This is a genomic window from Myxococcus faecalis (assembly GCF_050039385.1).
Classification (GTDB): domain Bacteria; phylum Myxococcota; class Myxococcia; order Myxococcales; family Myxococcaceae; genus Myxococcus; species Myxococcus fulvus.
Map to the genome: position 1 here is coordinate 4,036,900 of NZ_CP144336.1, position 13,036 is coordinate 4,049,935.

10 protein-coding genes are annotated in these 13,036 nt (G+C 72.2%); 4 read left to right on the plus strand and 6 right to left on the minus strand.

Annotated features, from left to right (window positions below; all coding sequences use genetic code 11):
- Positions 1-78: 78 nt before the first annotated feature.
- The 3 genes from VZQ01_RS15980 (at position 79) to VZQ01_RS15990 (ending at position 5,109) form a co-directional block, all read left to right on the plus strand.
- A complete protein-coding gene (locus tag VZQ01_RS15980) occupies positions 79-2,697 on the plus strand; it encodes a M1 family aminopeptidase (RefSeq protein WP_426748274.1) in 2,619 nt (872 codons plus the stop codon).
- A gap of 155 nt (positions 2,698-2,852) precedes the next feature.
- Complete coding sequence (locus tag VZQ01_RS15985; protein WP_426748276.1) at positions 2,853-4,784, plus strand: PAS domain-containing sensor histidine kinase; 1,932 nt, start codon at positions 2,853-2,855, stop codon at positions 4,782-4,784.
- A 157-nt stretch (positions 4,785-4,941) separates the two neighbouring features.
- Positions 4,942-5,109, plus strand: a complete 168-nt coding sequence (locus tag VZQ01_RS15990) for a hypothetical protein (RefSeq protein ID WP_170300435.1) — start codon at positions 4,942-4,944, stop codon at positions 5,107-5,109.
- Here the strand turns inward: VZQ01_RS15990 and VZQ01_RS15995 are convergent.
- The 4 genes from VZQ01_RS15995 to VZQ01_RS16010 form a co-directional block, all read right to left on the minus strand.
- Entirely contained in the window at positions 5,103-5,711 is a 609-nt protein-coding gene (locus VZQ01_RS15995) for a hypothetical protein (RefSeq protein ID WP_223749195.1), read from the minus strand. The two genes, VZQ01_RS15990 and VZQ01_RS15995, sit on opposite strands and share 7 nt — an antisense overlap.
- Positions 5,712-5,797: 86 nt before the next feature.
- The gene (locus tag VZQ01_RS16000; RefSeq protein ID WP_223782365.1) at positions 5,798-8,785 is read right to left on the minus strand and encodes a CHAT domain-containing protein; all 2,988 of its coding nucleotides are present in this window, start codon (positions 8,783-8,785) and stop codon (positions 5,798-5,800) included.
- A complete protein-coding gene (locus tag VZQ01_RS16005; protein ID WP_426748277.1) occupies positions 8,782-9,261 on the minus strand; it encodes an RNA polymerase sigma factor in 480 nt (159 codons plus the stop codon). The genes VZQ01_RS16000 and VZQ01_RS16005 overlap by 4 nt, the downstream gene beginning before the upstream one ends.
- A 267-nt stretch (positions 9,262-9,528) precedes the next feature.
- Positions 9,529-10,086 (minus strand): TspO/MBR family protein, encoded by a 558-nt coding sequence (locus tag VZQ01_RS16010; protein ID WP_223749192.1) that lies wholly within the window; start codon positions 10,084-10,086, stop codon positions 9,529-9,531.
- A 128-nt stretch (positions 10,087-10,214) separates the two neighbouring features.
- Here VZQ01_RS16010 and VZQ01_RS16015 point away from each other — a divergent pair, with 128 nt between their 5' ends.
- Complete coding sequence (locus tag VZQ01_RS16015) at positions 10,215-10,805, plus strand: DUF924 family protein (protein WP_223749191.1); 591 nt, start codon at positions 10,215-10,217, stop codon at positions 10,803-10,805.
- A gap of 7 nt (positions 10,806-10,812) precedes the next feature.
- Here VZQ01_RS16015 and VZQ01_RS16020 read toward each other — a convergent pair whose 3' ends face one another.
- Entirely contained in the window at positions 10,813-11,574 is a 762-nt protein-coding gene (locus VZQ01_RS16020) for a ferritin-like domain-containing protein (RefSeq protein ID WP_223749190.1), read from the minus strand.
- Position 11,575: 1 nt separating this feature from the next.
- Positions 11,576-12,781, minus strand: a complete 1,206-nt coding sequence (locus VZQ01_RS16025; protein ID WP_426748278.1) for a hypothetical protein — start codon at positions 12,779-12,781, stop codon at positions 11,576-11,578.
- Positions 12,782-13,036: the final 255 nt, after the last annotated feature.

Sequence of the window (13,036 nt, forward strand, 5' to 3'; positions counted from 1 at the left end):
AGAGGGTGCAGGGCGGAACAGTGCGACGAAACACCGGCTCGACGGTTTCGCGCGCTTGCGGAAGAGTCATCCCCGCTTATGCGCTGCTGCCACCGTCACTCCTCCGAGCCCGCCCTCCCCCAGTCCCGCGCCTTCAGCCTCCCCGGCGCCACCGAGCACTACGCCGCGGAGCGCCCCCTGCGCGCCGAGCACGTGCGCATCCAACTGGAGCTCGACTTCGAGCAAGGCCGCGTCACCGGCGTCTGCACCACCCGCGTGTCCGCCGTGCGGCTGTCGTCCACCCTCACCTTCGACGCGGTGGACCTGGACGTCTCGCGCGTCCTCGTCGACGAGCGCCCCGTGCGCTTCACCAACTCCGGCTCGCACGTGCGCGTGGAGCTGCCCGCGCCGCTGCCGCCCGGCCAGGCCGCCCAGGTGGCCATCCACTACACCGCCCGCCCACGCCGGGGCCTCTACTTCTGGGGCCCGGAGGCCGCCTACCCGGACCGGCCCCGTCAGGCCTGGACCCAGAACCAGGACACCGACGCACGGCACTGGTTCCCCTGCCTGGACACGCCCGCGCAGAAGGCCACCTCGGAGCTCATCGCCACCTTCCCCGACGGCCTCACCGCGCTCTCCAACGGCGTGCTCGTCTCCGACACCGTGCAGGACCAGCGGCGCACCCAGCACTACCGCATGGAGCAGCCGCACGCGCCCTACCTCGTCACGCTCGCGGTGGGCGACTTCGAGGAGCTCACCGACACCGCGGGCACCGTCCCGCTGCGCTACCTCTTCCCGCGCGGGCGCCGCGAGGACGCGCTGCGGTGCGTGCGCCGCACCCCGGAGATGGTGCGCGTGTTCCAGGAGGCCACCGGCGAGCCCTACCCGTGGAGCGGCTACGCGCAGGTGTTCCTCACCGAGTTCATCTTCGGCGGCATGGAGAACACCACCGCCACCAGCCTCACCGACTCCGTCCTCCACGACGCGCGCGCGCACGCGGACTACAACGCGGAGCCGCTCATCTCCCACGAGCTGGCGCACCAGTGGTTCGGGGACCTGCTCACCTGCCGCGACTGGCCCCACGGCTGGCTCAACGAGGGCTTCGCCACCTGGTTCGAGGTGCTGTGGAAGGAGCGCGCGGACGGCCAGGACGAGGCCGACCACCACCGGCAGGCGGACCTGGAGGCCTACCTGGGCGAGGTGAAGGAGCGCTACGCGCGGCCCATCGTCTCGCGCCGCTTCCACGCCCCGCTGGATGTCTTCGACCGGCACCTTTATGAGAAGGGCGGCCTGGTCCTCCACGAGCTGCGCCGCCGCCTGGGCGACGAGCTGTTCTTCCGCGGCCTGCGCCACTACGTCTCGCGCCACCGGCACGGCTCGGTGGAGACGGTGGACCTGTCGCGCGCCTTCGAGCAGGCCACCGGCCACAACCTGGACGCCTTCTTCGACCAGTACGTCTTCGCCCCCGGCCACCCGGAGCTCAAGGTGGAGGTGCGCCACGAGGCCGAGGAGGGCCGGCTGCGCCTCAAGGTGCGCCAGACGCAGCGCACCGACGCGGGCACGCCCCTGTTCCGCCTGCCGCTGGACGTCGTCGTCACCGTCGAGGGCCGGGACACCCGCCACCGGCTGGACGTGACGGACGCGGAGCACTTCTTCCACCTGCCCTGCCCCACCGCGCCCTCGCAGGTGCGCGTGGACCCGCGCCGCGACGTGCTGGGCACGCTGGAGGTGGACAAGGCCGTGGGCCTCTGGCTGGAGGAGCTGCGCGCCGCGCCCGAGTCCCGCGCCCGCACCGAGGCCGCCCACGCGCTGGGCCGCGACGGAGGCCACCGCGCCGTGGAGACGCTGGGCACCGCGCTCGCGGACGCACGCCTGTTCTGGGGCACCCGCGCCGCGTGCGCCAAGGCCCTGGGCCGCATCCGCACGCCGGAGGCCCGCGCCCGGCTGCTCGCGAGCCTGCGCGCCGAGCACCCGCGCGTGCGCCGCGCCGTCGTGGCCGCGCTGGGCGAGTTCCGCCGCGACGCGGAGGTCATCGCGCTCTTGCGCTCGCTCCTGCAATCCGGAGACACCAGCTACTTCGTGGAGGCGGAGGCCGCGCGCAGCTACGGCAAGCTGCGCGCCGCGGACGCGCTGACGGTGCTGGAGACCACCTCCACGCGCCCGTCCTTCCAGGACGCCATCGCCGTGGGCGCCATGGACGGGCTGGCCGAGTCACAGGACCCCGCCGCCTTCCCGCTGGTGGAGGCGCGCACCGCGTATGGCCAGCCCGCCTTCCTGCGCCGCGCGGCCACGCAGGCCGTGGCCCGGCTGGCGGAGGTGGCCGGCCGTCAGCGCGAGGCGGTAGATTTGCTGGCGGAGCTGCTGAGAGACCCGATGTTCCGCGTGCAGATGGGCGTCTTCGAGGCAGCAAGGACCCTGGGAGACCGGCGCATCATCCCCGCGCTGGAGGGCACCCCGCTCAGCGACGCCCGCGCCCGCCGCGCCGCGCGCGAGACGGTGCGAGCGCTGCGCGAGGGCGAGCCCCAGGCGCGTGAGCTGGCGTCGCTGCGCGAGGAGGTGGACCTGCTGAAGGAGGCCACGCGCGCGATGCGCGAGAAGCTGGAGGGGCTCTCCCTGACGAAGCCTCCTCCAGCGCCCGCGCCGAAGCCCACGCGAGGCAAGCAGGCCGCCGCGCGCAAGAAGGCGGGCAAGCCTCCCGCGAGCAAGCGTCGGCGCTGAGCGTCCAGGCGCGCCGGCCCCCCCGCACCGGCGCGTCCAAGGTCCGTCGTGGCTACCTGTAAGACACCACGGGACGAGCCCCTTCGCGGGGCCACGCCCATGGCGCGCGTGGGCGGCTCGCGTCTTTCCGTCCGACGACGGGCGCAGGGGACGACATGGCCGCAGCCAACGAGGAGCTCAGTGCCTGGCTGGACGCCGCGGTCGACCCGTGGATCGCCTGCGATGCGCACGAGCACGTGTACCTCATCAATCGCGCCGCGGAGCGCCTGCTCGGCTGGACGCGCGAGCAGCTCCAGGGCCACCCGGTGGCCGAGCTCTTCCCCCAGCAATTCCATCACCAAGGCGACCAGAGCCTGGTGCGCTACCTGCTCTCACGCAGGCAGGCGCTGGGCGGGCGACCCACGAAGGTGCTCGCGCGACGACGGGACGGCGTGGAGGTGCTCGTGGAGCTCACGGTGGGCACCTCCGGCGAAGGGGAGGACGAGCGCATCGTCCTCAGCCTCCGGCGCCTGCACGAGGTCATCGACACCATCCGCGAGCCCATGGAGCCGCCTCGCGATGGTGGTGAGGCCAGGCGGACCAGCGGCGACGACCTCTATCGCCTCGTCGTGGAGAACGCCCCCCTGGGCATCTTCCACTACGACACCACGCCCATCATCACCGCCTGCAACGAGCGGCTGGCCACCATCGTCGGTACCCCCAAGCGCGTGGTGGTGGGGCTCAACCTCATGTCGCTGCGCGACGAGCAGCTCATGGCGTGCGTGCGCGAGACGCTCTCCGGCCACAGCGCGGACTACGTGGGGGACTATGCCGCGGTGACCAGCCACAAGGTGACGCCCGTCCATATCCGCTTCGCGCCCTGCTACAACGACGCGGGACAGGTGGAGGGCGGCGTGGGCCTGGTCGAGGACGTCTCCGAGCGCCGCCGCGCCGAGCGCCAGCGCGACGAGAACCTGGCCCTGCTCATCACCCTGTTCGAGACCGCGCCCGTGGCGCTGGGCTTCCTCGACACGAACCTGCGCTACGTGCGCGTCAACGGGCGGCTGGCGCGCATCAACGGCCTGCCCCCCGAGGCCCACCTGGGGCGCACGCCCTACGAGGTGCTGGGTGAGGGCGGCAGCGCCGCGGCGGCCATGCTGAAACAGGTATTGGACACCGGCGAGCCCGTGGTGGGCCAGGAGGTGGACACCCAGGCCGTGGGCTATCCCGGCCCCCGGCGGCTGCTCACGGGGAGCTGCTACCCGGTGCGCGCGCCGGACGGACACCTGTTGGGCGTGGGCGTGCTGGTGGAGGACATCACCCAGCGCAGGCTCGCCGAGGAGGAGCGCGAGCGGCTCTACCGCGAGGCGCGTGAGGCCATCCGCGTGCGCGACGACTTCCTGTCCATCGCCTCGCACGAGCTGAAGACGCCGCTGACGCCGCTGAGCCTCCGGCTGGCCACGCTGGAGCGCAGGCTCGAGCGCGGCGAGAGCGTGGACCCCACCACCCTGCGCCACGCGCGCCAGCACATCTTGCGCATGACCGGGCTCATCAACGACCTGCTGGACGCGTCCCGCATCGAGGCGGGCCGGCTGGCGCTGCATCCGCAGGCCACGCGCCTGGACAGCCTGGTGGAGCACGTGCTGCAGGCGATGGAGGCACAGCGCGGCGGACACGAGCTGCGCTACGAGCGGCCCGAGCACGACGTGCAGGTGTTCGCGGACCCATACCGGCTGGAGCAGGTGGTCACCAACCTGGTGGAGAACGCCCTCAAGTACAGCCCCGATGGCGGCGTCATCCACGTCAAGCTGGAGACGCGCGGAGAGCTGGCGCTCTTGTCGGTGAAGGACCCGGGCATCGGCATCCCCGAGGACCAGCAGAAGCTGCTCTTCGAGCGCTACTTCCGCGCGCGCAACGTGTCCACGCGCTCGTACGGCGGACTGGGCCTGGGCCTGTACATCAGCCGCGACATCGTCGAGCGCCACGGCGGCCGCATCTGGGTGGAGAGCCGGGTGGGAGAAGGCTCCACCTTCCATGTCGCCCTGCCCCTGCTGACGGGAGCCCCCTCTCACCCGCCCGCTTCCCAGCCGGAGCGCCACGTCCACTGAAGCTTTCGCCACCCCCGCTCCCGAAAGAACTACAGCCCCCCGTGTCCACCACTGTGCATCCGCTGCGAGCCAGCACCTGGATTCAGGTGTTTCAGACGCTGGCACGAGGGCTGCTTTTCATCCCGTCAGAGAAGTCGAACCCGAGAGGAGCAGGGACATGACGACGGAAACTCCGGCTTGGACTCGCGACAATGACGGTTGGCTGGTTCGGGTGAAGGTGGCGGGGCGCATCCAGGAGGTCCGCTGCACCACGGAAGGCCAGGCGCGCTACATGGCGGGTGTGCTGGCCCTCAATCCGCCTCCCCCCTCGAAGCTGCGTCACTGAACGGGGGCGGTGCCGGGCGCGGGCGGGCTGATGAGATAGTTGTCGAGCTGCGCCCAGTTGTTGAACGCGACCTTCCACGCGCCCTCGGCCACACCCGGCCGAGGGATGAGCGGACCGCCGACCTGGCCGCTGGTGCCCCAGGAGAAGCCCAGGTCGATGCCGCTGGACGTCTCCAGCACGGTGATGTCGGTGGCGAGCTGGCTGTTGAGGCGGCGCAGCTCCGTCTTCGCGCCGGACACCCAGAAGATGAGCCGCTGGGCGCGCACGTCGAAGCCGAAGGCGTAGAAGGCGTTGGCGTCGTTCGGGTCCGTGACGATGACGGTGTACGCGCTGAGCAGCGAGGCGCTGTTGGGATACATCGGCGTGCCGTTGGGGATGCTGGACAGCGCCGTGGGCGCGGTGGGGATGACCCACGGCGTGCCGGGGATGGTGGTGCCCGGGCAGTAGTTGGGAATCGGCGGAGGCGGCAGCACGGCCTGCTGCGACACGGAGCCCAGCGACTCCAGCGTCTCGGGCGAGGCCTGGTCGATGGAGTCGACGCCGCACGCGGCGAAGGTGGACAGCGTGACGAGGCACAGCAGCGCGGAGCGAAGCGTCTTCATGGGCGGGGTTTCCTTGGTGTGAAGAGACACGTGGAGCGTGCTCGGCTCGTGCGAGCCGAGGTGAGGGACTGACGGCGGTGACGGGGCTACTCGAAGACGACGACCGTCTTCACCCAGCTGTCGGGCTGCGTGGACAACACGCGCAGCCTTTCGTCTCGGAGCGCGAGGCTGGCGGAGGAACCGGCGCGGATGCGCTCCATGACCCGCGCGAAGAAGGGCCCGGCCTCGGCGTCCGGGATGTCGATGGGTGAGGCGATGACGGCGCGCGCGCCCGCCTCGGCGAAGGCCACGGGGAGGCTCCACGGCGCGTGGAGGTAGGGCGCAGTCCGGGCCGCCTGACACGCGCCGAGCAGCACCACCGGCGCGCCCTGCAGCTTCTGCTGTCGCACCTGGCCCGCGGTGAGCGCGTAGCGGCCGCCCGCCTCCGGCGCCATCACCAGCAGCGACGCGTCCGACACGCCCAGGTTCACCAGGCCGTGCGCGTGGATCTCCACCTCGGTGGCCTGCGCCAGCTCCGCCAGCAGGCGCGACGGCGTGGCGGCCGCGCCCGTCAGCTCCACGCGGCGCGGAGACGGCCCGCCGGACAGCTCCCAGCTGCGCAGCCGGGGCAGGTTCAGCGACGCGGGCGCGTCCACGTCGTAGACCACCAGCGGGCGCGGCGCGGAGACCTTCGGCGCCTGGACCTTCGTGCCCGTGTGGTAGCTCCACGCGATGTCCGGCGGCAGCAGGCCCGCCTGTCCGTGCACGGGGTAGCGCGCGAACACGCTCACGTGCTCGCAGGGCTTGAGCGCGGCGATGACGGAGGCGGGCACCAGCGAGGCCACGTCGAAGTCGGGCGAGCGGCGGCTCGCGTCCTGGTGGCCCAGCAGCTCACCCGTGGGTCCGCGCGCGGCGGTCAGCGTGCGCTCGTCGTGCACCTCCACGCCCAGGGCGCAGCGCTCGGGGGCCGGCACGCGGGCCTCCTGCGCGAAGAGGGACAGCGCCCGCGCCCAGTCCCCGGTGGAGCCCGCGTCCAGGATGAGCGACGAGTAGCTGTACGCGCGCGCCTTGGCGGCGACGGGGTCCGCCGCGCCCAGCAGCTCACCGGCGACGATGGCCTGCCCCAGCAGCCGCTGGCCCTCCGCGCGGTCCGAGCCGATGACGGCGCGGCCCTGGATGTGCGTGGCCATGACCTTCTCACCGGGGCGCAGCCAGCCCGCGGCGTCCAGCTTCGCCAGGCCCTCGCGCACCTTCTCCACGTCGCCCGGCTTCGGGTCCAGCCGCGCCAGGTCCGCCAGCACGAACGCGCCGTTGAGGAAGAAGGGCACGTCGCACACCGGGGCCTTCTCCAGCTCCTCGCGCGCGGCCTGCGGGCGCAGCGCGAAGACGTGCAGCGACGCCAGGCTCTCGTGCACGTGCCGGTCGGCCGCGCAGCCCCGGTCTCGCAGGGCCTGCTCACCCAGGTATGCGCGCGTCAGGGCGAAGGCGTTGCGGAAGCGCGCCATGTCGCCCAGCACCAGCAGCAGGTCCGCCTGCAGCGTCCACTCCTGCGTCTGCCGCGCCCAGCCAAGGCCCGCCAGCGCGTGCTCGCGCGCCTCCACCAGCCGGTGCTCGTCCTTGTAGATGTGCGCCAGCAGGTGCTCCAGCTGGCCGCAGCGGTAGTCCGCCTTCGCGACCTCGCACGCCGCCACCGCGCGCAACAGCCGCGCCTCCGCGCCGGCCAGGTCTCCCTTGCCGTACTCGGCCAGCGCGCGCTCGCGCTCCGCGTTGAGCGTCAGCCACGAGTCACCGAGCGCGCGCGCCACCTTCTCGTACACGTCGATGTGCGCCGGCAGCCCGCCCGCCAGCGGCAGCACACCCAGCAGGATGTCCTGGTGCTGCGAGCCGGACAGCTCCTTCACCAGCGGCTCGAGCGAGGCGGCATCGAAGGTGCCTTCCAGCACCTGGCGGAAGCGGGCCGCGAACGGCGCGCGGCGCGCGAAGTCCAGCCCCGCCACGCGCTCCACGGAGGCCACCACCGTGTCGCCGCCGTAGCGCGCGTCCAGCACCCGCGCCAGCGGCAGGAGCTCGCGCACCCGCTCGGCGGAGGGCGCGGTCCACAGCGCGATGTTGAGCCAGTTGCGCGCCGTGCCCGGCACCGCCCGCGCCACGTCCTCCGGGAACGCGGTGCCCTGCAGCGCGAGCGCACGGCCGGCCTGCTGCGCGGAGTCCCACGCCCCACGACGTCCCTCCAGCTGACGGCGCAGCACCGCGGCGCGCTCCCGCGCCTCCTCGGCCCAGCCGGGCTCGCCCAGCGAGGCGACGGTGTCGAACGCCTCGGCCGCGAGCGCGTCCAGGCCCAGCTCGCGCAGCACGAGCGCGCGGTTCCACAGGGCCTGCGGGTGACGCGGGTGCTTCTCCAGCACACCGTCCAGCAGGACGAGCGCGGACTCGAGCTCGCCCTTCGTCAGCGCCACCACCGCCTTGTCGCTGTCCACGTCCGGCGACGCGGGCGCGCGCTGGAGGTAGTCGGCCGCCTGCTCGCGCTCACCGCGCAAGAGGTGCCCCACCGCGAGGCCCTGCAAATCTCCCTGCTCCTCCAGCTTCGCCAGCGCCTGCAGCGGCACCAGCTCGCGCGGGCGCTCGTCGCCGGAGCGCAGCACGCCGTAGGGACGGTGCGCGCTGGCGCCGGACCAGCTCAGCCGCGCCTCCATGGAGCGCGTGGGCGCCAGGGCCAAGAGCTGCGAATCGTCACGCACGCTCGACGGCCCCGAGCGCACCGCCACCAGCACCAGGAGGGCGGCCAGCGAGCCGGACAGCGCGGCGGCGGCCACCCACTTGCGGCGGCTCCACGCGGGACGAAACGCGCGCGGGGGCGCGGACGCCACGGGCTGCTGCGGCACGGGTGCGGTGACGTCGCGCGGGGCCTCGCGAGCCTCCTCGGCCCCCAGCCGGGTGCCCAGCGCCTGGAGCTGGAGGATGTCGTCGAGCTCCTCCTGGCACGCCTCGCACGTGGCCAGGTGCTCGCGGAACTGCTCCGCCTCCTCCTGGGACAGCTCGCCATCCGCGAAGGCGTGCACCAGGTCGTGCGGGTCCATGGGCTCCGGGGCGCTCATGACGCCTCCGCCTTGCCGGTGGCGCCGGGCATCAACAGCTCCTTCAGCTTGCGGCGCGCGCGGATGAGGCGCGTGCCCACCGTCGCCTTGGGAATCCCCAGACGCTCGGCGATGTCCTGATAGGGCATCCCCTCCAGGGCGTGGAGCCGGTACACCGTCGCGAACTCCTCGGGAATCCGCGTCAGGGCCTCGCGCAGCTGCTCCGTGCTGATGGAAGCCCACGCGGGGGCGGCCTCCGGCTCCGGCGCGGCGATGCGCTCCTCCAGCTCCTCCGCCGACACGTCCGAGCGACGCTCGCGCGTCTTCGAGCGGCACTTGTCGATGAAGATGTGGTGGAGGATGGTGAGCAGCCACGCGCGTCCGTCGGTGCCGGGGCGGTAGCGGGACAGGTTGCGAAACCCGCGCTCGTAGGTGTCCTGCAGGAGGTCGTTGGCCTCCGCCGCGTTTCCGCACAGCCGGAGCGCCGTGGCGCGCAACGCCGCCTCGTGCGTCCGGACGAAGGCGGAGAACCAGCGATTGTCCAGGGTCGGCGTTGAGGGAGGCCCGCTATCCACGCGGGGTGCAGGCTGGACCGGCGCGTCATGGGCCGTCAAGCCCCGGGACCGGGGGCGACGGGCGCGTGCGGCAGGTGGTTGCAGGGCGAAAGCATCCATGGCGGGTCGCCCCTCTCAACGACGCCCCGCCGCCATCTTCCCGGCCGGATTTCCCGGCGAATTTTCCGCCGGGGCCATCGCCGCCGGGTCTCAGTGTCCGGAAGAGGGATTGCGCCGGACGATTTCGCCATTGAGGACGTTGGCGAAGCCCACCCAGGCCAGGTAGGGCGCGACCAGCCACGCGGCGGGCCGGTCCACCTCGCGCGTCGCGGCGATGTAGGCCCCGATGCTGCCCAGGAGCGCCAGGTTGTCGGCCAGGGCCTTCCTGGGCTGGTGCCTGCCGAAGAAGAGCCAGGACCAGGCGGCGTTGAGGCCCAGTTGCACGCCCCACCAGCCGAGCGCCCGGGAGCGCGAGGGCCCCGCCGGCGCCGTCCACACGCGCCACCCGGAGACGGCGATGAGCGCATAGAGCGCGGTCCACACCGGCCCGAAGGCGGCGGGCGGCGGCTGGAAGGGCGGCTTGCGCAGGTGGCGGTACCAGCGCGTGTCGGCGGTGCTGTGGCGGGCCCCCAGCGCGGCGGCGCCGAGCGTGAGCGCGCCGAACGCGCCCAGCGCGATGACGGACTCGGTGCGCAGCGTGGGGTTGAGGGCGGTGCGCTTGACCGGCCCCGGCACGGTGCGCGTCGAGGTCTCCCACGAGGTGTGCATGGTCTGTCTCCTTGCGCGCGGTGTGCGGGCGCAGTGTTCGCTGCAAGGTGGTAACGACCTGCCCCCGGGTCCACCCCCGTTGACTGTTGACGGGTGGGCGCTCTATCGAGCCTTTGGGGAGGAACGACATGGTGAGTGCGGAGGAAGTCCTCGACTTCTGGTTCGGTCAGCCGGCGGACCCGGTTCGCAATCCAGCGTGCATCCGACCTCGGGCCGTCTGGTTCCAGCGCGACGCGGCCTTCGACGCGGAGTGCAGGGAGCGCTTCCAGGGAGCCCACGAGCGCGCGGCCGCGGGCGAGCTGGACTCCTGGCGCAACGAAGCCCGCACGTGCCTGGCGCTGCTCCTGCTGCTCGACCAGGTGCCCCGCAACCTCTTCCGGGGCACGCCGCGCGCGTTCGCCACGGACGCGAAGGCCCGCTCGGTGGCCCGCCACGCGCTGGCCCGGGGCCTGGACGTGACGCTGCCCTCGGTGTGGCGCTGGTTCATGTACCTGCCGTTCGAGCACAGCGAGGAGCTGTACGACCAGCGGCTGTCGGTGGACCTCTTCGAGCTCTTGACGATGCACCACTCCGGCAGCCTGGAGACGCTCGACTACGCGCGCCGGCACCGGGACGTCATCGAGCGCTTCGGGCGCTTCCCGCACCGCAACGACGCGCTGGGACGGGCCTCGACTCCCGAGGAAGCGCGCTTCCTCCAGGAGCCGGGCTCGTCCTTCTGAGTCGACGTCAGGCCGGAGCGCCGGCCGGCTCGGCTTGCGAGGCGCGGGCCTCCAGGGTGATGCCCGAGGCGAGCCAGCCGCGCACCAGCGTCAGGTGCTCGGCCTCCGCGTCCAGCGCGAGCTGGAAGCGGTCCGCCAGCGTGTCATGGCCCAGGCCGCGCGCCAGCTCGATGAGCAGCTCCCAGCTCGCGTTGTCCGTCAGCTCCGCCACCAGCAGCGCCTCCAGGGACTGGCGCAGGTTGGTGCGCGGGTCGGACAGCACCGCGGGAAGCCCCATGGACGTGACGGCCACCAGGTCCGCGCACGGCGTCATCGCGGTGGGGTCCGCGCCCAGCTTCGTCAGCGTCTCGGAGACGAGGCCGAAGTGGGCCAGCTCGTCGTCGAGGATGCGCTCCAGGCCCTCGCGGGTGGGGCCGCCCTCCCACGTGCCGTACACGTCGAGCTTGGCGAGCGCGCCCTCGTAGAGCCGCGAGCCCGAGCGCTCGAAGGCGAGCCGCTCCCCCAGCTTGTCGAGGAACACGGTGGGCCTGGCGCCCTTGAGCAGCTCCACCGCCGTCTTGGCCACGCCCTTGAGGTTGGCCGGCGGCGGCACGCTGCCCAGGCCATCGGATTCGCGCGCGTACTGCTGGCGGACCTCCAGGATGAGCGAGCCATCCCCCGCGGAGCTGGGCAGCCGCTCCTGCGCCTGCTGGAAGATGTCCGCGCTGTCGATGGGGGACGTGGCGATGCCCGTGCGGTTGAGTCCCATGTCACTGGTCGTCTTCTTCATGTCAGTGAACCTTCCTTCCCTCGACCACCGAGCCCATGCGCTGTGCCCGCGCGGCGAGCTCCGTGCCAGGAGTCCATTGGTAGCCGGCCGCGGCGATCTCCGACGGCGAGCCTTCCGAGTTGAGCTGGTCGCGGTACACGCGCGAGCGGTGGTCCGCCGGCAGCTCCGCCATGCGCACGTAGTCCGGTCCGTTGGTGGCCAGGTCCTCTTCCTGGCTGAGCGTCTTGCGGACGAACTCGCGGTGCTGCTTGTACTCGATGGGCTCGGGCAAGGTCTTCGGTAGCACCTCGGCCGCGTCCCGGCGCTCGACGTCCTCGAACAGGTCCTTGACGAAGTGCAGCTGCCCCAGCTCGTAGTCCAGGAAGCGCTGCCACACCTCCTTCACGCGCGGGTTCGTCTCGTACTCGAGGCAGGAGTAGAAGTTGTAGACCTCCGCGGCCTCGTGCATCAGCCACTTCTCCAGCAGCGTCTCGCCCGGGTCGAGCAGTGACTCGTACTGGGTGACGTGCTGCTCCTCGATGGCGGCGATTTCGGCGTAGAGCTGACGCGCGACCGGGTCCGCGAAGAACGGGCCCACCGTCATGTAGTAGTCGTGCGTCTGGTTCTCCGCCGCGGTGATGCTGATGGCGTGAATCTTCGTCAGCGGGTGCGCGCGCGTCTTGTCGTACGGGCGGCGCAGGTCATCCACGGGGTGGCGGTGCTCCACCACGGTGGGGCGGCCGGGGATGATGTCCGTATAGGACTGGGTGATGTTGTTGGGGTCCTTGCCCTCGAGCCGGTCGTAGAGCGCCGAGTAGCGGTACAGGTGGTCGAAGTCCTCCAGGAGCCCGAAGCGGTAGGTCTGCGCCAGGTAGGGGTCGGGCTCGCGCAGGGCCACGCTGGCGGTCACCTCGATGGCCACCTGCTCGAAGCCGAGCGTCGTCTCCAGCGGGTTCTGGTCCGCGGGGTTGAGCCAGTTGATGAGCGTCTGCTCGAAGTGCTCCACGCGGCGGATGCGGGCGAGCGGCTCGCGCAAGGACGCGTTGATGCGCGCCATCATGTGCTTGGTGCGCAGGGCATCCGCCATGATGCCGTTCATGTAGATGACGCGCACCCGGGTGAAGGCGTCGTCGTCCAGCTTGCTGTAGGGCCTGCGCACCAGGTCCTTCCAGGTGAAGACCTGCTTGTCGAGGGGGACGCCCTTCTGTTGGAAGATGTCCAGGGCCACGTCGGACTCCTTTTGCGCGTGCGGAGAAGAGGAGGACGGAAGGCGTCGCGCCCGCCGTGTTGGGAGGTAAGGTCCGGTCGCACCGGGACTCCGGCAAACCCCGCCAGCAAGTCACCCCGCCACCGCATGGGACTGACGGAGGCTCGGCTGCCCTGTCGCTGCCCACACCGCCGCCCGCGGGGAGCGGGACACGCCGGGTGTGCGATTCGCGGCCCCTGCGTGGGCGGGCCCGTGAGACGCCCGAGAATAGGACGG